Origin of the sequence: Gordonibacter massiliensis (ex Traore et al. 2017) (assembly GCF_019731765.1) — a bacterium.
Lineage (GTDB): Bacteria > Actinomycetota > Coriobacteriia > Coriobacteriales > Eggerthellaceae > Gordonibacter > Gordonibacter massiliensis.
Genome location: NZ_JAASIO010000012.1, coordinates 92049 through 113231 on the forward strand (window position 1 = coordinate 92049; position 21183 = coordinate 113231).

A 21183-nucleotide genomic window follows, 5' to 3' on the forward strand; every position below is an offset into this window, starting at 1 on the left:
AAGGAGGATCGATGAGCTGGACCGTTGGCATCGATCTGATCAAACCTTGGCTCGACAATCAGGATCTTGCGACCATCGCTCATATCGAAGCTGCGATCAGCGAGCTCGAGAAGGAGGGGCCGAGGCTTGGCAGGCCGCTTGTCGATCGCATCAAAGGATCGAGCGTTCACCATATGAAAGAGCTGCGTCCCGCTTCGCCCGGTAAATCCGAGATACGCATTCTGTTCGCATTCGATCCAGAAAGACAAGCCATCATGCTTTTTGCCGGCGACAAATCGTCGGGGAAAAGAGATCGGGAGAAATGGAACGGCTGGTACAAAACGGCGATTCCCCGAGCGGAAAAGCTGTGCTTCGAGCATCTGAAAGAGGGCGGTTGGGCATGAACATTCACGAATACGCCGCGATGCGTGGAGTCACCCAGGAGATGCGGGATCAAGCGCAGCGCGATACCAAAGCGAAGATCGACGCCTACAGCCTGGCGCAAGCGCGCAGGGAGCTCGACCTCACGCAGAGCGAGGTGGCAGCGCAGATGGGAGTTTCCCAATGCCGCGTTTCCGAGCTCGAAAGCGGGCGGCTGGCATCGATGAGGATCGACACGCTCTCTCGTTACGTGGCGAGTCTCGGGGGAACGCTGGTCGTCAGCGCCGAATGGCCCGACAGAACGATCCTGTTGGCTCGATGACGGCACGGTGCCGGACGGTACCGTCGATCGCCTTGAGCGCTTCACCGCGCTCCGAACCGTCCTCAAACCGGCCGACGACCTCGTTTTCCGCTATTTTTCTGACAGGACTTCACCAAACGGCGAACAAGCCTTATCATGTGGTATAGCTTGAGTGAGACGTACCCGATAGGGTATTTCATATAGAAACAACTCCATATGATCGACCCCGTATTGCGTGCTCATCGCTCATGCCCGGTTCATGGAACCGGCTTTTTCATGTAAACGAGCAATTTGAACAACACACAACCGAAACGCAACGAAAGGGGGAGGCATGCCCGAAATCATTTGGCTGTTCGTTGGCTTGGTGGTTGGCATCGTCCTCGGCTTCGTCGTCGCCCGTTTCCTGGTCAACGCGTCTACGAAACGCGCGGCGCAAGAGGCCGAGACCGTGGTGGCGGACGCGAAGCGCCAGGCCGAGACGCTGCGCCGCGAGGCCATCGTCGAAGCCAAGGACGAGGTCTTGAAGCTGAAGCAGGATGCCCAGGCCGAGAACAAGGAACGCATGCGCGAAGTGCGCGCGGCCGAGAACCGCGTGTCGCAGCGCGAGGAGTCGCTCGATCGCCGCGTCGAGTCTCTCGACGCCCGCGAGCATCAGATATCGTCCCAGCAGGGCCAGCTCGACCGCCGCGAACGCGACCTCGAGGAGGCCGCTCAGGAGATCAACCGCCGTTTGGAGCGTGTGGCCGGCATGACGCCCGAAGAGGCGAAGGCCGAGCTGCTCGACACGCTCAAGGACGAGGTCGTGCACGAGTCGGCGGCCATCATCCGCGACTCCGAGGCCCGCACGAAGGCGGAGGCCGACAAGAAGGCCCGCTCCATCCTGAGCCTGGCCATCCAGCGCGTGGCGGCCGACCACTCGGCCGAGAACACGGTGAGCGCCATCCATATCCCGTCAGACGACCTCAAGGGCCGCATCATCGGCCGCGAGGGCCGCAACATCCGCTCGTTCGAGCAGCTCACCGGCACGAACCTCATCATCGACGACACGCCGGAGTGCGTGACCATCTCGTGCTTCGACCCGGTTCGTCGCGAGATCGGCCGCGTGACCATGGAGAACCTCGTCGCCGACGGGCGCATCCATCCGGCGCGCATCGAGGAGATGTTTGGCAAGGCCGAGGCGTTCGTGAACCAGCGCGTGCAGGAGGCGGGCGAGCAGGCCGCCTTCGACACCGGCATCCACGACCTGCATCCCGAGCTCGTGCGCACGCTCGGCCGTCTGCGCTACCGCACTTCCTACGGCCAAAACGTGCTGAACCACTCGCTCGAGGTGGCCTACCTCTCGGGCGTCATGGCCGCCGAGCTGGGGCTCGACCCCATCCCGGCCAAGCGCGCGGGCCTGTTGCACGACCTGGGCAAGGCCGTCGACCATGAGGTCGAGGGCAGCCACGCCGTCATCGGCGCCGACTTGGCGCGCCGTTTCGGCGAGAAGCAGGACATCGTGCACGCCATCGAGGCGCACCACAACGACGTGGAGCCCTCGAGCGTGCTCGCCGTGCTCGTGCAGGCCGCCGACGCCGTGTCCGCGGCGCGCCCCGGCGCCCGCAAGGAGACGCTCGACGCTTACATCAAGCGCCTCGAGAAGCTCGAGGAGATCGCGAACTCCTACAAGGGCGTGGAGCGCACGTACGCCATCCAGGCCGGCCGCGAGGTACGCGTCATGGTGGAGCCCGAGGTGGTCGACGAGGCCGCCACGACCGTGCTCGCCCACGACATCGCGCACCGCATCGAGAACGAGATGCAGTACCCCGGCCAGGTGAAGGTCGTGGTCATCCGCGAGAGCCGCGCGGTCGGCGTCGCGAAGTAAGGCGCAGCTCGGCATGGCCGACGGCTCGCTGGAATCATTCATAGAGAACGTCAACGGCGACAGCCATCTCCGGGTCGAAGCGGACCTCGGGGATGGCTTCGTCCGTTTGAGGAGCGCGGAGGCCGAGCGGCGCCAGGCCGCGCACGACATCCGCTCCACGGAGGACATCGTCATAGAGATGCTGCGCAACGCGCGCGACGCCCACGCCAAGAGCGTGTTCACGGCCGTGTCGCGCGAGGGAAGCCGCCGGCACATCGTCATGGTGGACGACGGCGACGGCGTGCCGCCCGCCCTGCACGAGCGCGTGTTCGAGCCGCGCGTCACCTCGAAGCTGGACAGCATGCACCTGGACAAATGGGGGGTGCACGGGCGCGGCATGGCCCTCTACTCCATCGCCGTGAACGCCGAGACGGCGCGCATAGCAGCTTCCGAACAGGGCCAGGGCGCCTCGTTCGTCGTGGAGACCGATCTGGGACGCTTGGGCGAAAAGGCCGACCAGTCCAGCTTCCCCGTGTTCGAGCGCACCGACGCCGGCACGGTGGCGGTGCGGGGGCCCAAGAACATCCTGCGCACCGTATGCGAGTTCGCGCTCGAATGCCGTCGCGACTGCACCGTCTACCTGGGCTCCGTCACCGACGTCGTGGCCACGCTCTACGCGTTCGGACTCTCGTCGCTCACGGCCGCCGCCCGCGCCTTCGGCCGCACCGAGGAGCTGCCGGTGTGCAAGCGCCTGGCGCTGGCGGCCGATCCCGCCGAGCTCGCCGGCCTCGCGGAGACGCTGGGGCTCGCGCTGTCCGAGCGTTCGGCGCGGCGCGTGCTCGACGGCGAGATCGCGCCGCTTTCGCCGTTGCTCGACCGCATCCGCATCGAGGGCGACGCGGCCGAGCCTCCGGAAGCGCGCAAGCAGGCGCCGCGCCGCGCCCACGACGCGCGCGGGCTCAAGATCGCCCCGGAGGATCTGGACGATTTCTCCGATCGGGTGGCCGCCGCCTACCGCGATATCGCACGACGCTACTATCTGGAACCCGACGCGCGCCCGGAGGTGCGCGTGGGTAAAGACGGCATCCGCATCCACATCCCCGTGACCAAACTCGATTGACGCCCCGGTTTCGGCGCCGATGCGGCCAGACGGGCCATATCCGCAGGTTGCAAGCCATACCATTAATGGCTAGAATAGCCGTACCGGAAAAAACGGCGCCAGCGCGCCGCACGCATATTGAACGCACGCAAACGCACGAGCAACGGACTCAAACGACGAAGGATATGCATGACCGCACCTGAGCACAAGCAGGACATCGGCTGCCTGAAAGTATCATCGAAATCATCGCCCGCATCCGTGGCCGGCGCCATAGCCGGCATGGTGAAGGACGGCGTCAACGTGGAGATCCAGGCCGTCGGCGCCGGCGCCGTGAACCAGGCCGTCAAGGCCATCGCCATCTCGCGCGGCTTTCTTTCGCCGGTGGGCATCGAGATCGTCTGCGTTCCCTCGTTCGCCGACATCGTCATAGACGGCGAATACCGCACGGCCATCCGCTTCGCGGTCGAACCCCGCTACACGCGCGGCGTACCCGCGCCCGCCGGCGGCGGGGAAGCCGAAACCGCCCCGACCGACCCCGTGCTCTGAGGACTCCCATGCACACCCATACCCCCTTCACGAACCTCGCGTTCTGCGTCCGCACGTTCGGCTGCCAGATGAACAAGCACGACTCCGAGCGCATCGCCGGCATGCTTGAGGGCCTGGGCGCGCTTCCCGTCGAGAGCATCGAGGAAGCCGACATCGTCGTGTTCATGACGTGCTGCGTGCGCGAGGCCGCCGACACGCGCCTCTACGGCCAGGTGGCCTCCCTCAAGAACACGCCGCTGCGCGCCGGCACGCCGCTTTCGAAGCGCGTCGTGGCCGTGGGCGGCTGCATCGGCCAGCGCGACGGCGAGCGGCTCGTCGAAGAGCTCCCGCACCTCGACGTGGTGTTCGGCACGCACAACCTGGGATCGCTGCCGCGCTTGCTGGAGGCGGCGCTCGAGGAGGGAGGGCACCACGTGGAGGTGCTCGACGCCGCGTCCTCGTTCCCCACGGAGCTGCCGACGGCGCGCGAGCACGCCTGGGCGGCGTGGCTCCCCATCACCGTGGGCTGCAACAACTTCTGCTCGTACTGCATCGTCCCCTACGTACGCGGCCGCGAGAAGTCGCGCCCGCTCGAGGACATCGTCGCCGAGGCGGAAAGCTACGTGGCGGCCGACGTGAAGGAGATCACGCTGCTCGGCCAGAACGTGAACTCGTACGGGCGCGACCTGTACGGCAGCCCGCGCTTCGCGGCCGTGCTCGACGCGCTCGACGCCACGGGCGTCGAGCGCCTGCGCTTCGCCACGAGCCACCCGAAGGACCTCACCGACGAGGTCATCGGCAAGTTCGCCACGCTGCGCTCCCTCATGCCGGCGCTGCACCTGCCCGTGCAATCGGGCTCCGACGCGGTGCTCGCCGCCATGAACCGCCGCTACACGCGCGGCCATTACCTGGAGCTCGTGCGCAAGCTGCGCGAGGCGCTGCCGGATATCGCGCTTTCAACCGACATCATCGTCGGGTTCCCCGGCGAGACGGCGAAGGACTTCGAGGACACGTACCGCCTGGTGGACGAGGTGGGCTACCATCAGGTGTTCACGTTCATCTACTCCAAGCGCGAGGGAACGCCGGCCGCCTCCGTCGACGACCCCACGCCCCGCGACGTGATCCAAGGAAGGTTCGACCGCCTGGTGGACCTCGTGCAGCAGCGGGCCTTCGAGGCCAACCAGGCCGATCTCGGCGCCGTGGTCGACGTGCTCGTGGAGGGAGCGTCCAAGCGCGACGCCGGCCTGCTCGCAGGCCGCAGCCCGAAGAACCAGACCGTCCACGCCCCGTTGCCCGACGGCGTCTCGGCCGGCGAGCTCGCCGGCACCGTGGTGCCGGTGCGCATCGACGAGGCGAAGACGTGGTATCTATCGGGCACGCTCGCAGACGACGGGGCTGCCGGCCATGCGGGAGCGGCGGATGGCCGCTGATCCAGCGCGATCGCCCCGCGAGCCGTTCGCCCTCGCATCGCCCGTCGTCTGCGTCGTGGGGCCCACGGCTTCGGGCAAGACGGCGCTCGCGCAGGCCCTTGCCCTCGCCCTCGACGGCGAGGTGGTGAGCGCCGACTCCATGCAGATATACCGTGGCATGGACATCGGCACGGGCAAGCTCGCCTCGAACGAGCGCCTCGTACCGCACCACGGCTTCGACCTCGTCGATCCCGGCGAACCCTATTCCGCGGCTCTCTTCCAAGACTACGCCCGCGCCTGCTTCCGCAACATCGACGCGCGCGGCAAGCGCGCGGTGCTCTGCGGCGGCACCGGCCTGTACGTGCGCGCCGCCATCGATGCCTACGAGTTTCCCCAAGGCGAGCAGGTGGGCAACGCCGTGCGGGAGCGCTACGCGCGCATCGCGCGCGAGCAGGGCGCTCAGGCGCTCTGGGAGCTGCTGCGCGAGCGCGACCCCCGAAGCGCCGCCATCGTGCCGCCGGCCGACGTCAAGCGCGTCGTGCGCGCCTTCGAGCTTTTGGAGGACGGCACGAGCCTGGCCGAGCAGCGGGCCCGTCTGGCGAGCATCCCGCAGCTCGTGCCCGCCCGGTTCGTGGGGCTGGCCGTCGACCCCGCCGTGCTGAACGAGCGCATCGACGCGCGGGTGGACGCCATGTTGGAGACAGGGCTCGTGGACGAGGTTAAACGTTTGTTACAGAGCGGCTTCCGGCGTGGCGTCACGGCGCCGCAGGCGATAGGATACAAGGAGATCGTCGCCGCCTTGGACGGCGAGACGACGATCGAGGAGGCCGCCGAGCGCATCAAAACGGCCACGCATCGCTACGCCAAGCGCCAGCGCACGTGGTTCCGCAAAGACAAGCGCATCCAGTGGATCGACGTGCGCGACCGGGATGTCGAGTCGCTGACGGACGAGGCGATCGAAAGGACGTCCTCCTCGAACGGCTGAACGTTACGAAGGAGAGGCGCGCAAGCCCCATGGAACTGCATTTCGCCAAGCTGCACGGCACCGGCAACGATTTCGTGTTCGTAGACGACTTTTCGCGCGACATCGAGCTGACCGACGATCAGGTCAGATTCCTGTGCGACCGGCATTTCGGCATCGGCGCCGACGGCGTCGTCCTCATACGGCCCTCGGACGATCCCGCCTGCGCCGCGTACATGCATTACCTCAACGCCGACGGCAGCCTGTCGCAGATGTGCGGCAACGGTGTGCGCTGCTTCGCGAAGTACCTGGTAGATCGGGGTTACGTGCCCGCAAGCGAAAAGCGCCTCACAGCCGACACGCTTTCAGGTCCCAAGCCGATCCGCTTCGAGGTCGACGCCGATGGCAGCATGACGCTGGCCACGGTCGATATGGGGCGTCCGGTGCTCGATCCCGCTTCGGTCCCTGTGGCCGCGCAGGCGAACGCCCGAAGCGCGAAGGGCGTCGCCTTCGTGCGCGAGCTGCCGGTCGAATCGCCGTGGGGAGCGTTCTCCTTCACGTGCGTCTCCATGGGCAACCCGCACGCCGTCTGCTTCGTCGACGATTGGGAATCGTTTCCCGACGCGCTGTTCCCATCCGCCGACAAGCGCCTCGCCACGCTTGATCTGGACAAGATCGGAGCCTTCTTCGAGCGTTGCCCCGCGTTCCCCGAGCGAGCGAACATCGAGTTCGCGACCGTGGGGGAGAAGGGCATCGAGATGCGCGTGTTCGAGCGCGGCTGCGGAGGGACGCTCGCCTGCGGCACGGGCGCCTGCGCGGTGAACGTGGCCGCCTCGCTCACGGGACGGGCCGGTTGCGAGAACGACCTGCGCCTGCGCGGCGGCACGCTGCGCATCGTCTGGGGCGACGACGACCATGTACACATGACGGGGCCCGCCGTCGAGGTGTACCGCGGCACCGTGGAGCTCTAGCCGCTCCCGCTCGAAGCGGTCCGCTGCCGCCCGTTTGCTGAACCCCTGGCTTCCGCAAATGGATCCAACCGCCTTGCCCGCCACTCCTGAAAGGATCTTTCCGTGAAAACCGCTTCCTGCCTCGACCATATGGCTCCGTACCTGTTCGCGCAGATCGACGCGAAGCGCGATGCGCTGAAAGCGCAGGGGGTCGACGTCATCTCGCTCGGCATCGGGGACCCCGACCTGCCCACGCCGGCGCATATCGTGGACGCCATGGCCGAGGCCATCCGCAAGCCGGAGAACCACCAGTACCCCGACTACGCCGGATCGCCCGCGTTCCGCACGGCGGCCGCCTTGTGGATGCAAAACCGCTTCGGCGTGGAACTCGATCCGAAGACCGAGGTGCTCGCGCTCATCGGCAGCAAGGAGGGCATCGCGCACCTGCACACCGCCTTCGTCGATCCCGGCGACTACGTGCTGGCTCCGTCCATCGGCTACCCGGTGTACTCCGGCGGCGCCACGCTCATGAGCGCCAACACGTACTTCATGCCCATGCGGGAGGAGAACGGCTTCCTCGCCGAGTTCGCCGACGTTCCCGCCGAGGTGCTCTCCAAGGCGAAGATCATGTTCCTGGGCTATCCGAACAACCCCACGGGCGCCTGCGCGACCGAGGAGTACTTCGATGCCGCCATCGACTTCTGCATCGAGCACGACATCCTGCTCGCGCACGACAACGCCTACTGCGACATCTGCTTCGACGGGTACGCGGCGCCCTCAATCTTGGAGCGGCCTCGCGCTAGGGAATGCTGCATCGAGTTCTTCAGCCTGTCGAAGTCCTACAACATGACCGGTTGGCGCATCGCCTTCGCCTGCGGCAACGCGACGGCGGTGGGAGCGCTCGGCACAGTGAAGAACAACCTGGACTCGGGGCAGTTCACGGCCGTGCAGGATGCGGGTATCGCCGCCTTGACGGGCGACCAACGCTGCATTGCCGACCTGTGCGCTCTCTACCAGCGCCGACGCGACCTCGTGGTGGACGCGTTGCACGCCATCGGCGTGGAATGCACGGCGCCGAAGGCCACCATCTACGTATGGGCGAAGGTTCCGCAGGGCGAGACGTCGGCGTCGTTCGCCACGAAGCTGTTGGAGCAGGCCCACGTCATCGTCACGCCGGGCTCGGGCTACGGTCCGGACGGCGAGGGCTTCGTCCGCATCTCGCTCACCACGCCCGACGACCGGCTGCTCGAAGCGGTGCGGCGCATCAAGGAAGCGATGTAGCGCCGTATCCCGCCTGTTTTCGGCGGCGCCGGCGAATATGCTATGATAGGCGCGCAGACGCTACCGCCTGCGCGCCTTATTGCAGTTCGAGGACGGAGCAACCAGCATGCAGCCAGCTATGTTCGTGATCTAACGGCCGATTCGCCATCGCGGCGAAAGGCAATCTGACTGTTCCCGCACGCCGCTTCCCGCCGCGTGCCTCGATGCGTTGAAAGGTTGGCTCCATGTCCGAATTCGAATCCGTTATCACGCGGGGGATGACCCCTGTTTCCGAAGAGCGTCGCGAGCGCGCCGTCCTCGTGGGCGTCGACCGCCCCGGCGTTTCCTGGCCGCTCGCATCGTCGCTGGCCGAGCTCGAACGGCTCGTCGACACGGCGGGCGCCAACGTCGTGGCGACCACGACCCAGAAGCTCGACGCCCCGAATCCGCGCACGTTCGTCGGATCCGGCAAGGCCGAGGAGGTGGCGGAGTTGGCGCGCGCCCATGCCGCCGACCTCGTCGTGTTCGACGACGAGTTGAGCCCCTCGCAGCAGTCGAACCTCGAGAAGGTGGTGGGCAAGGACGTGAAGGTCATCGACCGCACGGCGCTCATCCTGGACATCTTCGCGCTGCACGCCACCAGCAGGGAAGGCCGCCTGCAGGTGCGCCTCGCCCAGAACGAGTACCTGCTGCCGCGCTTGCGCGGTATGTGGGCTCACCTGGCCTCGAACCGTATGGGCGGCGGCGTGGGGTCGCGCTTCGGCGAGGGCGAAAGCCAGCTTGAGGTCGACCGCCGCATGGTCCGCAAGCGCATCACGTCCATCAAGCGCGAGCTCAAGCACCTGGCCGACGTGCGCGCCGTGCAGCGCGAGAGCCGCTACGAAAGCGGCATGTTCAAGGTCGCGCTGGCCGGCTACACGAACGCGGGAAAGTCGAGCCTGCTCAACCGCCTGACGAACGCCGACGTGCTCGCCTACGACAAGCTGTTCGCAACCTTGGACTCCACCACGCGCAAGTTCGTGCTGCCCGAGGGTCGCGAGATAACCATCACCGACACGGTTGGCTTCATCCAGAAACTCCCCACCACCCTGATCGAGGCGTTCAAGTCGACGCTTGACGAGATAACGGGGGCCGACCTCGTGTTGCACGTCGTCGATGCGTCTTCCGACGAGTACGAGGCGCAGATACGGGCCGTAGAGGACGTGCTCGGGCAGATCGGCGCGCAGGACCTCCGACGCGTGCTCGTGTTCAACAAGTGCGACCTGTTGGACGAGGAACATCTTGCCGCGCTCGAGGCGCGCCAATCGCAGGCGCAATTCGTGTCGGCGGCGACAGGGGAGGGCATCGGCGAGCTGGTGGACCATATCGCCCGCTTGGCCTCGGCGCATGACGAGCATTTGGACGTTCTCGTGCCCTACGGGCGCGGCGATTTGGTGTCCGTCGCGCACGAGCGATGCCATATCCTGTCCGAAACGCACGAGGAGGGCGGCACGCACATCGTCATGCTCGCGGCGCCTTCCTATGCCGGACTGTTCCGTCCGTTCTCGATCGAGCGCTCTTAGAGTTACTCTAAGTCACTCGCAAGGGCGGGTTGCTGCCTGCCCGGCACGAAACCGGGCGGTAAAAACGATCAAGCGGCGAGCGCACCGTGCGTTCGCCGCTTGATTTTTCGACTCTAAGCCTTACTGCACCGGGCGGGCAGCAACTCGCACCCAGCGGGGACCAGCATGCCCAGCCTCTTGCCGTGCGTGAGAGAAAGAAAGGCTTTCCTCGCTACGGTCCCGACGGCCTTTACAGGCGGCGGAACACCGCGACCACCTTGCCTGCGATGGAGCAGTCGGTGGTGATGATGGGATCCATCGTGGAATTCTCCGGCTGAAGGCGGATGTGGTCCGACTCCTTGTAGAACCGCTTGACCGTCGCGCCGTCGTCGATGATGGCCACGACGATGTCGCCGTTGTTGGCGACGGGCTGCTCCTTCACCACCACGTAGTCGCCGTCGTTGATGCCCGCCTCGATCATCGATTCGCCGCGTACCGACAGCAAGAACGACGGCGCGTCGCCCACGATGTCGGTAGGCAGCGAGATGGTGTCGGTGATGTTCTCCTCGGCGAGGATGGGGGAGCCGGCCGCCACGTTGCCCACAAGCGGCACGTTCACCACCTTGTTGAAGCTGGGCTGGATGACGTTGGAAGGGCTTTCCACGTTATCCAACGGATAGGTGAGCGCGATGGAGCGCGACTTGAGGGGATCGCGTTTGATGAGCCCCTTGTCTTCGAGCGCTTTGAGATGCACGTGAACCGTCGAGGGGGAGGAAAGGCCCAGGCTCTGGCAGACCTCGCGCACGGTGGGGCCGTAGCCCTTCTCGCGAATGCACTCCTCGATGCAGTCGAGCACTGCCTTCTGGCGCTTCGTCACTTTTTCGGACATGCCCCGTCCTTTCCCTTGGCGAACAAATGTTTTAATTTCATATTGACATGAACCTTTGTTCGCTCTATTATATATGCGAACAAAGGTTCTACGCAAGGGCTAGGAGGCAGAAAGATGAAGAATTTCGAGGTGCGGTGCGCCACCGATGGCACATCGGCTCTGCAGCCGGAATTCGATTACGCGCCCATGAGCACGGGGGCTATCATCGAGTTTCCCGGGCGCGCCTCCCGACGCGCCCTCGCGTATCCGGAGCGCGATGCGATCCGCGACGTTTCCGCTCGGGCGGCCTCCACGTCGCGTTACGCGGAAGCCTCCCGAACGGCGCACGCCTTCCGCTTCGGCAGCATAGGCGGCTGCGCTTACGGTCGCGTAAGGCCGTGGCAGGCGGCCATCGCCGGTTGCGTCTTCTCCGCCTTGGCGCTTGCGAGCATGTTCGTCGGCCTGTAACGGCCGTTTCGATACCCACAGATGCTGCGTTTCTGTGGCTGCAGGGCGCTCCCGCCACCCCGGGAGCGCCCGTTTTCATCCAAACGTTGCTTCGCAGGCAGGGCGCTTGTGATAAACTGCGTTAAACGTCGAGCATGAGCCGCAAGGTCGTTCGACGCTGGCAGCGACATCCGCGTCATGGTATGGCATCCACGTCAAGGCGCATGCGATAGGGAGACAAGGAACATGAAGCACTAACGAAAGCCTTCGGGCACCCGCATATCATGTCAGATACGCATCGGGTGCGCTTTCGTTATCGTTCCTCGCGTTTTCATCCCCTATTCGAACCATCTCATCGATCCGTTCGAACGATCTCGGCGAAACACCGCGCATCCGGTGCCTCTCGAAGGGAGGCCCTTCATGTTCGTTACCGCACATCACCTCACGTACATCTACGACGGCGCCGACAGCGCCGCCCTTGACGACGCTTCCGTCGCGTTCGCACCCGGCTGGACCGGCGTTGTCGGCTCGAACGGGGCTGGCAAGAGCACGCTGCTCAAGCTGGTCTGCGGAAGCATGGAACTCCAAACAGGGAACGTGACGCCGCGGATCAAGGGATACGTCTGCGCTCAGTCGACCGACGAGCCGCCGTCCGATCTTGAGGAGTTCGCCTGCGATTACGGTCCGACGGCCGTGAGGCTCAGGTACCTGCTCGGTATCGACGATGCGTGGCTTTGGCGGTTCGACACGCTTTCGCACGGCGAGCGCAAACGCATCCAAATAGCGTGCGCTCTCGCCGCCGAGCCGCAGCTGCTCGCGCTCGACGAACCCACGAACCATCTGGACGCCGACGCACGCAGGCAAGTCGCCCGAGCGCTTGCCGCTTATGACGGAGTCGGCTTGCTCGTGTCCCACGATCGATCGCTTCTCGACGAGCTCGTCGGTTCCTGCGTGTTCGTTGAGAAGGGGCGGGCTACAACCGTTTCCGGCACCTACACGCAGGCGAGAGAGGAGATGGCCCTGCGGCGTCGAACCGCTTCCGCAGAGCGCTCGAACGCGCGCCGCGACCTTGCCCGCATCAAAGCCGAAAGCGCCCGAAGGGAAGGGGTCGCCGCGCGTTCCGCCTCTCGGCGCTCTGCGCGGCATCTCGACCCGCGCGACCACGATGGCCGGGCCAAGATCGGCTTGGCCGTGGTCTCCGGCCAAGACGGCAAAACCGGGCGGCTGGCGTCGCACATGGGAAAGCAGGTTGAACGAGCCGAGAAGCGCTTGGCCGAGACGCGCGTCGAGAAAACGTACGGCGGACCTCTCGACTTGGACGCAGCGCCAGCCAAGCGAAAGGTGCTGGCTTCGAAAGAAGCCGGCATTATAGCGCTGGGCAACCGTCGCGTTCTCCATCATCCTGCGCTGCATATCGGCAACGAGGATCGCATCGGCCTCGTAGGGGAAAACGGGGCAGGGAAATCGACCTTGCTCGCCGCAATGCTCGAGCAGGTTACGCTCGCAGAGGGCGTGGTGAGCATTCCCCAAGAGATGGATCGCGAACGCGGGCGAGCGCTGCTCGCGTCCGTGAAAGCCATGGGATCGTCGGACCGCGGGCGCCTGCTCTCCATCGTCGCACGCTTGGATTCTCCGCCGGAGCGCATCTTGGGCGGCGACGAGCTCAGCCCCGGGGAAATGCGCAAGCTCATGCTGGCGCAGGGCCTCATGGGCCGGCCGCACCTCATCGTTATGGACGAGCCTACGAACCACTTGGACATCGGATCCATCGAAGCGCTGCAAACCGTGCTGGCCGATTGCCCTTGCGCGCTTGTGCTCGTGTCGCACGACGAGCGGTTCCTCGAGGCGCTCACAACGTCGAGATGGGTGTTCGACGTGGAACGGACGACCCGAGAAGGGGTGGGGGACACCTATGTGCGGATCGAGCACTGACGAACAGGGGAGACGCGCGTCCAAGCGCGTCTCCCAAGCATGAAGGAGCGTCCCCGTCTCTAGCTGCAAGGCGGGTTTTTTTGCATGGATCGACGATGTTGATTGAACCACAATATCTGGTATGTTAGGCTGAGCCAAAGTCGAGCAAAAGGAGCTCTCATGCGCTGCCCTTCCTGCGGAAACCCTGAATCGAAGGTAGTCGACTCGCGTCCTTCCGAAGACGGCACGGCCATTCGACGCCGTCGCGAATGCCTCGATTGCGGACGGCGCTTCACCACGTACGAGCGCCTTGGCGACAATCCGCTCATCGTCGTCAAGGCCGACGGGTCTTCCGAAGCCTACGATCGCCAGAAGCTTATGCGGGGGCTGCTCATCGCCTGCGCGAAGCGGCCCATATCACCCGAACAGATCGGTTCGCTCATCGACAGCATCGAGACCGAGCTGCGCAACGCGTCATGCAACGAGATCAAGTCGAAAGAGCTGGGCGACATGGCTCTCGTTCGCCTGGCCAAGCTCGACGACGTGGCTTACGTTCGATTCGCGAGCGTTTACAAGGACTTTCAAAACGTCGGCGAGTTCGCCGCCGCACTCGAAGGGCTGCGCTGATGGAACAGTTGCGCGTGCCTATAAAGTCGCTCGACCCCGATCTTCCGATACCTTCGTGCGCCTATGCGGGCGACGCCGCCGTCGACCTGCGCTCAACCGAGGGCACGACGCTGCAGCCGTTCGAGCGCAAGCTCGTGCCCTGCGGCATAGCCGTGGCCATTCCTGCAGGATACGCGGGCTTCGTTCTGCCGCGCAGCGGGTTGGCCGCGAAGCACGGCATGTCCTTGGTGAACTCGCCGGGGCTCATCGACAGCAATTACCGCGGCGAGATCAAAGCCGTGCTCGTCAATCTCGACCCGCATGAGCCGTTCGTTATCGAGCGTGGAGATCGTATCGCGCAGCTGGCTATCATGCGCGTGGCCGATACGACGTTCGAACCGTGCGTCGATCTCCCCGAGACCGATCGAGGAGCGGGAGGCTTCGGCAGCAGCGGCGTGGGAAACTGACGCGATACTCCTCTTCGTCCTCGAATGCATGCGGTGAACCAACGGCCGATCATGACGCAACCGGCAGCGCATCGTTGCACTTAGAGTAACTCTAAGTTAGAATTGTTTGCATTAGAGCTACTCTAAGCAAGTTGTTTTTCGTATTAGAGTTACTCTAATGCGATGGTCTGCTTCCGAATCTCGCGACCGAGAACCCAAGCATAAGGAGAGCCATGGACGATACCGAACAGATCGACCGAATCGGCTTCGAAGGTTCGTCCGGTTGCGATCGTGATCCTGCATACGGCATCGCCGACGTCGTTTCCATAACGGGCATATCGGCGTTCACCATTCGCTATTACGACAAGTGCGGATTCTTTCCCGATCTTCACCGAGACAAACGCGGCGTGCGCTCGTTTTCCGAAGCCGACATCGCCCAACTGCACCTTGTGGAAGCCCTTCGAAAAAGCGGGCTCTCGATCGAGGGCATCCAGTATTTCGTACGCCTTTGCAAGCAAGGCTCCGCCACGCAGCCCGAGCGCCTGAGGATACTTCGAGCCCAAGAGACCGTGCTCGAATACCAGCGCGAGGAGTTGGACGAAAGTTTGAAACGACTCCATGCCGCTACGGTGGATTTGGAGTCGACCAATCACCCGAATCGGTCCGACGTGCTATAGTGCGTGAACGGAACAAGAAAAAGGCTCGTTTGCACGACCTAGGAGTCATCCGAAGCAAAGATAGGGCCTTAGAACGGCTCTCAGAGCCTCGTTTATAAAACCGCAGGTCAAACACGTTGTTTTTCTAAAGATTGGACAAGATTTACCATGGACGAGCAAAACAGGCCGTCACAGCCCTCGAAATCGCCCGAACCCCCGTACCAGAAGCCGAAACCCCAGCCGAACATGCAAGACATGCGCACCCTGAAGGTAGCCCAGAACCTCGCCATGGTGGCGAGCCTTGCGGGTCCGGTGTCGATATTCATCGGAGGCGTTTTCTTGAGCACCGCCGGATTGGTGTGCGCCATTGTTGCGCTCTACAAACTGAACGGACTGGCGAAAAAGAACAGTGATTTCGCCATGGCTGCGAAACGCTTGAAGCGGGTTTGCATAACAGCCATCGTAATATGCGGCATAGCGCTCGTGCTGAATGCGATCTCGGCGTACCTGATGTACCCGATGGTCCTCGAGGCCCTTGAATCCGGCGACTACGGAAACCTAGGCTCCAACCTGGGAACAAGCCCCGACGCGCCCAAGGGAAGCTCCACCTGGGGATAACACACTACCCCGCAACGATCGATGATTTATTGATAACATGTCTTATGTAAAGTTGAGTAGCATACAGTAGCTAGGTCTTTCTTCATAGTCGGTGCTTGTCGAATTGTAGTAGCCAGCTTCTAGGTTTTATCAAGGAATGGATATGGTTGAGCCCTATTTCAATGCGTGGTTAGAAATCGACAAGGCTGAACGCGGGATTGCTCCGACGCTCAGCAAGTTCAATGAAGTTTGGCGGAGCATGAATTTGCCGGAGCGACTCATGATCGCACTGTTCTTGTTTTCGGATTTTGCGCTGATTGCTTTCAGCATTATCGTACAGTTCGACCATTCTCTTCTTTATTTGTTCGGCTTCGGTATTCTTTTGTTTTTGGTCTTAACGCTTCTCACGTTTCGTACATCCATCTCGTTCCATCGAAGGCTGCCTGGATATTCGGTTAAGCATGCTGCAGATTTTTCCCAGAGTCTTCGTGATGTATATCAAGAAATAGGGCTTGTGAGTTATGGACAGATAGAGCTCGTGCGAAACGAAGCAGCAGAGATGTTGGATCGGAAAGAGCGAAGTAGGGCTGCCATCATTCGATATACATTCGATGCCGTTGTCTTGGTCATTTTAGCCGCGACCGTCAATCATCTGGTGGGATTGCTCGAGCATGGTATGTCGCTCGAAGAGGTGGTAGCGTTCTTGATTTTCGAGATTGTGATGGCGGCGATCATTATTCTCCTTGTATACGGGTTGTGGCTTGCTTATGATCGTCTCGGCGCCCTCCCCACTCCGAAGCTCCGCTCGTTTATTGAGGATCTGACGAGTCTGATGATCTACCAGATCGGAGTGGATTCTTCTTGCCAGAACATTCGATCGCGCGCCGTGATGAAGCGCGTCTCCAAGAAACTTGCTTAGTGTTGCCATAGGCAAGCAATATGCGCAACGCGGTTCGTATTCGCGTCTGCGCGTATTCGCTGTTAGGTTTCGATGGGGAACGTTTCCGTTGTCGGGCCAAACGGAAACGTTCTTAGGAAACGCCTCTCCCCTTCCTATAATGGGCTTGCGTATCGGCGGCTGACGATCCTTGGGGAGGTACCTTATGAATCGCGAGGAGTTCATGGCTCTGGAATCATCGAAGAAGGCGGAAGAGCTGAACGTCTTCATCGAAGCGGGAATGAGCCAGAAAGAGGCTATGGCGCAGATAGGGGTCAGCCTGAAGGACCTCATGGTGGCGCAGGTGTTCTTCTCGAAAGGCGAAGGCAGGTTCGTCGCCAACGCCGTCGGCGGCTTCTCCAACTTCCATAGCGACACCACCGCTGAAGCCGCGAAGTAGGCTCGTACCATCAAAAGCGGAGAAGATACGACTCCTTCCGACGAGCGGGGTGCGCCTAGCAGCGCACCCCGCTCGATTCCGCTTCGTCGCCCATTTTGACCAGGCTCTCCACGAAATCGGTGATCATGGCGGCAGACTGCCGGCACACGAAGATGCGCTCCCTGCCGTCAACCGCCACTTCTTTGACGATCCCCGCCCGAGCCAACTGCCTTATGGCCTCGTTGGTGGCGCCGTAGCTCTTTCCGATCAATTCGGCGGCGCGGATGGTGGAGAGCCCCGGGTTCCCCAGGAGCAGGTCAAGCAGCTTGTCCAGCGCGGAATGGGCTGGTATGCGCAGGTTCTGCGACCTCCACTTCGCGCTCAGCTTCTCCGCTTCGGCCAAAAACGAATCCGCGACAACCACCGACATGTACGTGTTCTGCGCATTGTAGACCGCCCAGTGCTCTCTAAGGTCCTCCCCCTTCCCCGCCGAGCGATCGACGCGGGAGGAGTCCTTCAGCTTCCGGCGGTATTCCCTTCCGATGGAGGCGCCCCAGCATACGGGCACCATGTAGCCGTTCGAGAAAAGGCCGCGCCTGAACATGGGCATGAAGGCAAGCACCAGCCCCGTCCGGTCGATCATCGTGTCGAACGGAACGATTCTCTCGAAAGCCCAATGGATGATAGACGCTTGCCCCAACGGCGAGTACGCCTCGCTGCTCGCAAAAGCGCAGAGTTCGCTGATCTCCAAAGGGATGGCGGTGGGATCGGACCCCTTCTTGTGCGGCAGGAAGTTGCTTCTGAAGCCGTGGTAGCGGTTGTCGCCCGTCTTCCCGCTCAAGAGGATCTCGTGAAGGTGCAGGACGGTCTCCATGGTGATGGCGGCATCCTGCCCGCTCACCGCGGTCGCCCACTCGATGGCCTGCATGTAATGGATCGCCTGCAGGGCGGCGTTCAGGCAGCCGTCGGGAAACCGAAACTCCGGCCTTTGCATGCGTATGCCCTGGTTGGCGTCGCCACGATACTTCCAGTTCGATAGGTCGAAAGCGGTGATCAAGGGGACGGCCGGAAGCGTCACGTCATGCGACATGCGAATGGCGAAGATGGCGTCGATGGCCAGAAGCGTGTCCTTCATGCACTTCGCGCTGGGGCTGTGCGCGAGCCGTTCGCCGAACCGTATCAGCTCGGCCTCCGCTTTGTAGAACTCTGCCTGAGTCAAGGCCGAATAAGGGTATCCGGAGTATCCCATATCGCCCCCCTGTCCTTCCCCTGAAAACTCCCGGCCGGCAATGCGGGCGCCTTTGCCCCGCATGCGCGAACAACCTTTACGGCGCGCCACCCCGTCTGCCGGCGCGCCGTTTTCCGAGACTTCTCCGTTCATTTTAGCATCTGGACTTTCAGGGACGCTTCATCCTTCGCAATGAGGGGAATCCGCAAAATTCGGACCATGCGATATTCCCGTATATCCGAAAAGCAGAAAATACCTTGCGAACCCCCTCCGGCGCTCAGTAGCCTGCAGGCAAGCGGGTTGCGTCCATGGGCGCGAGCGCGTTCTTTCGAGGGAGCAGTTCATACGAAAGGGGGCACGATGTCAAGAGAATCGGTAGTCGAGAAACTAGGCGAGCGTCACGAGGGGGTCGACTTCTTCTACACCACCTGCCATAACAACGGCTGTTGGGACGCCACCTGCCTTATCAAGTGCAGCGTGAAGGACGGGAAGATCGTCGCCATCGAGCCCGACGACTCGGTCAATCCGGGCGTCGCCCGCGAGGACGACAACGAGGACGCCGTCCAAACCGGCATGCTCCAAGCCCGCGCCTGCCCCATGGGTCATGCGTGGCGCCAGGAACTCTATTCGGAGAACCGCCTGCTGTATCCCATGAAGCGTGTGGGCGGGAAAGGCTCCGGCAAAGGCCATTTCGAGCGTATCTCCTGGGACGAGGCGCTCGACACCATCGCGGACAAGATGAAGCAGATGGCCGAGGAGAACCCCGACAATCCCTGGCTGTACTACTGCTACTACGTAGCGTTCGAAAGCTCCGACTTCCCGTTCGCCTCCTACATGCCAGGCACCATCACCGGCTGGGGCGACCATTCCACCTCCGGCGGCGCCGCTGCCGAGGACTTCCATCTAGGCGTGCGCCTCACCGACTGCCTCATCAAGGGAACGTCCGACGCGTTTCCCGGCTTCGAGGCTCCCGACCTGCTGAACTCCAAGCTCGTGGTGCTCTGGGGCTTCGATCCCATGGTGTCCTGGTTCGGCCATGTGCCCTACTACATGAAGCTGGCCCAGGAGCGCGGCTGCAAGTTCATCCTGATCGACCCGGTGTACAACGTGAGCGCCGAAGCCTTGGGCGCCCAGTGGATCCCCATCCGCCCCGGCACCGACACCGCGTTCGGCCTGGCCGTGGCCTACGTGCTCTACACCGAGGACCTCTACGACCATGAGTACGTGGCGCAGTGGGTGGAGCCCGAGGGCTTCGAGGAGTGGCGCCGGTACATCGTCGGCGAGGTGGACGGCGTCGCCCACACCCCGGAATGGGCCGAGCCCCTCACGGGCATCCCGGCCGAGACCATCGAGGCCTTCGCGCGCTACTACGCCTCCATGAAGCCCGTCCATCTGCAGCAGATGTACGGCGTGTCCAAGCGCAACCTGGGCGACTACGCCGCTGCCGTGGCCATGCTCCTGCAGGCTATGACCGGCAACCTGTCCATTCCCGGCGGCTGCGAGGGCGGCGGCGCCAACCTGGTGACCCAGCCCCGCCTCTTCGCCCCCGTGCCCGACACCGGCCAGATCAAGGGCGACGTGGTGAACCCTATCACCAATAACAACAACAAGGTGACCGAGGTCATGCACTGCCAGAAACTCTACGCCGCCGGCGAGATCACCGAGGATGAGTTCCGCCGCCGCATCGGCTGCCCGTCAGACAGCCCGCTGCCGAACCTGAAGATGGCCATCATCCCGAACAACTACATCAACAACCAGCATCACGTGTCGAAGCGCATGCAGGGCTTCGCGGACATGGAGTTCTCCTGGGGCTGGCAGTACTTCCACGACCAGCCTTCCATCGAGTTCCTCGACATCGTGCTGCCCTCCCCCGTCATCCAGTTCGAGTCCACGGACATGCACTTCTTCGGCATCAACCGCTTCTGGAACTCGCCGTCCGGCATGATGAACTACTTCCTGTTCGCCGGCAAGGGCGTGAACCCTCCGGGCGAGGTCCGCTCGAAGGACTGGGTCTGGATGGAGCTGGCCCGCCGCCTCGGCTTCGCCGACAAGTACTGCCCGAAGATGCTCGACGTGACCGACTGGCGCGACTGGGACGAGCAGGTCATCGAGCGCATCTACAAGCCCGCTTACGAGAAATGGGCCGAGGACGAGAACGGTCTTCTGGGCTACTACGAGATCGAGCCGCCCTCGTGGGACGAGTTCCAGAAGCTGCCCATCGTCCGCGTTCCCGGCGAGCCCGGCGAGTGGTTCTATCCCTTCAAGAACACGGTCGAATGGGGGCGCTCGCCGTTCAAGACGCCGTCCGGCAAGATCGAGTTCGAGAGCTCCTTCGTGAAGGAGAACGACCTGACGAAGACCCGCTACGGTGGGCAGATGGACGCCTATCCGCGCTGGCAGCCCACCTACCAGGACCTGCCCGCGAACGACAGCTACTACCACCCGTGGACGAAGAACTTCCCGCTGTCCATGGTCACGCCGGTGTCCACGTACCGCCAGCACTCGTCCAACGACCAGAACCCCTGGCTCAAGGGCGACTGCTACGAGCACATGGTGCGCATGTCCCCCGCCGACGCCGCCGACCGCGGCATCAAGACGGGCGACCGCGTGCTGGTGTACAACCAGTTCGGCGAGGTCGAGATCACCGCGTACGTCTCGTCGAAGCTATTGCCCGGCACCGTGTCCATCGGGCATGGCGAATGGTCGAAGTTCGACAACGTGAGAAAGTCCAAGCTCATGCCCTACGGCATCGACGAAGCCGGCAACTGCAACCTCCTCATCGGCGACACGCATCTGCCGCATGTGGTGGGCGCGCTGCTGACGGCCGGCCTTGTGGAGATCAGGAAGGTGGGAGAATAA

At 63.2% G+C, this 21183-nt stretch carries 21 protein-coding genes; 19 read left to right on the forward strand and 2 right to left on the reverse strand.

Going from position 1 to position 21183, the window contains the following annotated elements; translation table 11 throughout:
• Positions 1 to 11: 11 nt before the first annotated feature.
• The 10 genes from HCH03_RS12695 to hflX all read left to right on the forward strand — a co-directional run bounded on the left by HCH03_RS12695 (position 12) and on the right by hflX (position 10270).
• Positions 12 to 383 carry a type II toxin-antitoxin system RelE/ParE family toxin gene (locus HCH03_RS12695; protein WP_221689791.1) on the forward strand — a complete coding sequence of 124 codons (372 nt, stop codon included), beginning with the start codon at positions 12 to 14 and terminating at the stop codon, positions 381 to 383.
• Positions 380 to 682, forward strand: coding sequence for an XRE family transcriptional regulator (locus HCH03_RS12700; protein ID WP_185906187.1), 303 nt, complete (start codon positions 380 to 382; stop codon positions 680 to 682). The genes HCH03_RS12695 and HCH03_RS12700 overlap by 4 nt, the downstream gene beginning before the upstream one ends.
• Positions 683 to 992: 310 nt before the next feature.
• Positions 993 to 2525 (forward strand): ribonuclease Y, encoded by a 1533-nt coding sequence (gene rny, locus HCH03_RS12705; RefSeq protein ID WP_080143076.1) that lies wholly within the window; start codon positions 993 to 995, stop codon positions 2523 to 2525.
• Between the two features lie 13 nt (positions 2526 to 2538).
• Entirely contained in the window at positions 2539 to 3624 is a 1086-nt protein-coding gene (locus HCH03_RS12710; protein WP_221689792.1) for an ATP-binding protein, read from the forward strand.
• Positions 3625 to 3792: 168 nt separating this feature from the next.
• Positions 3793 to 4149, forward strand: a complete 357-nt coding sequence (locus tag HCH03_RS12715) for a stage V sporulation protein S (RefSeq protein WP_185906186.1) — start codon at positions 3793 to 3795, stop codon at positions 4147 to 4149.
• Positions 4150 to 4157: 8 nt separating this feature from the next.
• Positions 4158 to 5558: a tRNA (N6-isopentenyl adenosine(37)-C2)-methylthiotransferase MiaB gene (gene miaB / locus HCH03_RS12720; RefSeq protein ID WP_221689793.1), complete on the forward strand. Its 1401-nt coding sequence runs from the start codon at positions 4158 to 4160 to the stop codon at positions 5556 to 5558.
• Positions 5548 to 6522 carry a tRNA (adenosine(37)-N6)-dimethylallyltransferase MiaA gene (miaA, locus tag HCH03_RS12725; RefSeq protein ID WP_221689794.1) on the forward strand — a complete coding sequence of 325 codons (975 nt, stop codon included), beginning with the start codon at positions 5548 to 5550 and terminating at the stop codon, positions 6520 to 6522. Before miaB ends, miaA begins: the two co-directional genes overlap by 11 nt.
• 29 nt (positions 6523 to 6551) lie before the next feature.
• On the forward strand, positions 6552 to 7469 hold the full coding sequence (dapF, locus tag HCH03_RS12730; RefSeq protein ID WP_221689795.1) for a diaminopimelate epimerase: 918 nt from the start codon (positions 6552 to 6554) through the stop codon (positions 7467 to 7469).
• A gap of 102 nt (positions 7470 to 7571) precedes the next feature.
• Complete coding sequence (locus HCH03_RS12735; protein ID WP_185906182.1) at positions 7572 to 8729, forward strand: LL-diaminopimelate aminotransferase; 1158 nt, start codon at positions 7572 to 7574, stop codon at positions 8727 to 8729.
• Positions 8730 to 8953: 224 nt separating this feature from the next.
• Positions 8954 to 10270 (forward strand): GTPase HflX, encoded by a 1317-nt coding sequence (gene hflX / locus HCH03_RS12740; RefSeq protein WP_221689796.1) that lies wholly within the window; start codon positions 8954 to 8956, stop codon positions 10268 to 10270.
• Between the two features lie 229 nt (positions 10271 to 10499).
• Here the strand turns inward: hflX and lexA are convergent, their stop codons facing one another.
• A complete protein-coding gene (gene lexA, locus HCH03_RS12745; RefSeq protein ID WP_080143070.1) occupies positions 10500 to 11138 on the reverse strand; it encodes a transcriptional repressor LexA in 639 nt (212 codons plus the stop codon).
• Positions 11139 to 11252: 114 nt separating this feature from the next.
• Between lexA and HCH03_RS12750 the strand changes: the two genes are divergently transcribed.
• The 8 genes from HCH03_RS12750 (at position 11253) to HCH03_RS12785 (ending at position 17117) form a co-directional block, all read left to right on the forward strand.
• Positions 11253 to 11585: a hypothetical protein gene (locus HCH03_RS12750; protein WP_221689797.1), complete on the forward strand. Its 333-nt coding sequence runs from the start codon at positions 11253 to 11255 to the stop codon at positions 11583 to 11585.
• Positions 11586 to 11984: 399 nt separating this feature from the next.
• Complete coding sequence (locus HCH03_RS12755; RefSeq protein ID WP_221689798.1) at positions 11985 to 13496, forward strand: ATP-binding cassette domain-containing protein; 1512 nt, start codon at positions 11985 to 11987, stop codon at positions 13494 to 13496.
• A 159-nt stretch (positions 13497 to 13655) separates the two neighbouring features.
• Entirely contained in the window at positions 13656 to 14102 is a 447-nt protein-coding gene (nrdR, locus tag HCH03_RS12760) for a transcriptional regulator NrdR (RefSeq protein ID WP_080143067.1), read from the forward strand.
• Entirely contained in the window at positions 14102 to 14548 is a 447-nt protein-coding gene (dut, locus tag HCH03_RS12765; RefSeq protein WP_221689799.1) for a dUTP diphosphatase, read from the forward strand. The genes nrdR and dut overlap by 1 nt, the downstream gene beginning before the upstream one ends.
• Positions 14549 to 14760: 212 nt before the next feature.
• Positions 14761 to 15204: a MerR family transcriptional regulator gene (locus HCH03_RS12770; RefSeq protein WP_221689800.1), complete on the forward strand. Its 444-nt coding sequence runs from the start codon at positions 14761 to 14763 to the stop codon at positions 15202 to 15204.
• A 147-nt stretch (positions 15205 to 15351) separates the two neighbouring features.
• Positions 15352 to 15801 carry a hypothetical protein gene (locus tag HCH03_RS12775; protein WP_185906177.1) on the forward strand — a complete coding sequence of 150 codons (450 nt, stop codon included), beginning with the start codon at positions 15352 to 15354 and terminating at the stop codon, positions 15799 to 15801.
• Positions 15802 to 15943: 142 nt separating this feature from the next.
• The gene (locus HCH03_RS12780; RefSeq protein ID WP_185906176.1) at positions 15944 to 16699 is read left to right on the forward strand and encodes a hypothetical protein; all 756 of its coding nucleotides are present in this window, start codon (positions 15944 to 15946) and stop codon (positions 16697 to 16699) included.
• Positions 16700 to 16901: 202 nt separating this feature from the next.
• The gene (locus tag HCH03_RS12785) at positions 16902 to 17117 is read left to right on the forward strand and encodes a hypothetical protein (protein ID WP_221689801.1); all 216 of its coding nucleotides are present in this window, start codon (positions 16902 to 16904) and stop codon (positions 17115 to 17117) included.
• A gap of 55 nt (positions 17118 to 17172) precedes the next feature.
• Here the strand turns inward: HCH03_RS12785 and HCH03_RS12790 are convergent, their stop codons facing one another.
• Positions 17173 to 18345 carry a winged helix-turn-helix transcriptional regulator gene (locus HCH03_RS12790; RefSeq protein ID WP_080143062.1) on the reverse strand — a complete coding sequence of 391 codons (1173 nt, stop codon included), beginning with the start codon at positions 18343 to 18345 and terminating at the stop codon, positions 17173 to 17175.
• 339 nt (positions 18346 to 18684) lie between these two features.
• Between HCH03_RS12790 and HCH03_RS12795 the strand changes: the two genes are divergently transcribed.
• A complete protein-coding gene (locus HCH03_RS12795) occupies positions 18685 to 21183 on the forward strand; it encodes a molybdopterin-containing oxidoreductase family protein (protein ID WP_221689802.1) in 2499 nt (832 codons plus the stop codon).

Coding starts and splice junctions, on each gene's coding strand:
- HCH03_RS12695 (WP_221689791.1), top strand. CDS start 12: ATGAGCTGGACCGTTGGCATCGATCTGATCAAACCTTGGCTCGACAAT.
- HCH03_RS12700 (WP_185906187.1), top strand. CDS start 380: ATGAACATTCACGAATACGCCGCGATGCGTGGAGTCACCCAGGAGATG.
- rny (WP_080143076.1), top strand. CDS start 993: ATGCCCGAAATCATTTGGCTGTTCGTTGGCTTGGTGGTTGGCATCGTC.
- HCH03_RS12710 (WP_221689792.1), top strand. CDS start 2,539: ATGGCCGACGGCTCGCTGGAATCATTCATAGAGAACGTCAACGGCGAC.
- HCH03_RS12715 (WP_185906186.1), top strand. CDS start 3,793: ATGACCGCACCTGAGCACAAGCAGGACATCGGCTGCCTGAAAGTATCA.
- miaB (WP_221689793.1), top strand. CDS start 4,158: ATGCACACCCATACCCCCTTCACGAACCTCGCGTTCTGCGTCCGCACG.
- miaA (WP_221689794.1), top strand. CDS start 5,548: ATGGCCGCTGATCCAGCGCGATCGCCCCGCGAGCCGTTCGCCCTCGCA.
- dapF (WP_221689795.1), top strand. CDS start 6,552: ATGGAACTGCATTTCGCCAAGCTGCACGGCACCGGCAACGATTTCGTG.
- hflX (WP_221689796.1), top strand. CDS start 8,954: ATGTCCGAATTCGAATCCGTTATCACGCGGGGGATGACCCCTGTTTCC.
- lexA (WP_080143070.1), bottom strand. CDS start 11,138: ATGTCCGAAAAAGTGACGAAGCGCCAGAAGGCAGTGCTCGACTGCATC.
- HCH03_RS12750 (WP_221689797.1), top strand. CDS start 11,253: ATGAAGAATTTCGAGGTGCGGTGCGCCACCGATGGCACATCGGCTCTG.
- HCH03_RS12755 (WP_221689798.1), top strand. CDS start 11,985: ATGTTCGTTACCGCACATCACCTCACGTACATCTACGACGGCGCCGAC.
- nrdR (WP_080143067.1), top strand. CDS start 13,656: ATGCGCTGCCCTTCCTGCGGAAACCCTGAATCGAAGGTAGTCGACTCG.
- dut (WP_221689799.1), top strand. CDS start 14,102: ATGGAACAGTTGCGCGTGCCTATAAAGTCGCTCGACCCCGATCTTCCG.
- HCH03_RS12770 (WP_221689800.1), top strand. CDS start 14,761: ATGGACGATACCGAACAGATCGACCGAATCGGCTTCGAAGGTTCGTCC.
- HCH03_RS12775 (WP_185906177.1), top strand. CDS start 15,352: ATGGACGAGCAAAACAGGCCGTCACAGCCCTCGAAATCGCCCGAACCC.
- HCH03_RS12780 (WP_185906176.1), top strand. CDS start 15,944: ATGGTTGAGCCCTATTTCAATGCGTGGTTAGAAATCGACAAGGCTGAA.
- HCH03_RS12785 (WP_221689801.1), top strand. CDS start 16,902: ATGGCTCTGGAATCATCGAAGAAGGCGGAAGAGCTGAACGTCTTCATC.
- HCH03_RS12790 (WP_080143062.1), bottom strand. CDS start 18,345: ATGGGATACTCCGGATACCCTTATTCGGCCTTGACTCAGGCAGAGTTC.
- HCH03_RS12795 (WP_221689802.1), top strand. CDS start 18,685: ATGTCAAGAGAATCGGTAGTCGAGAAACTAGGCGAGCGTCACGAGGGG.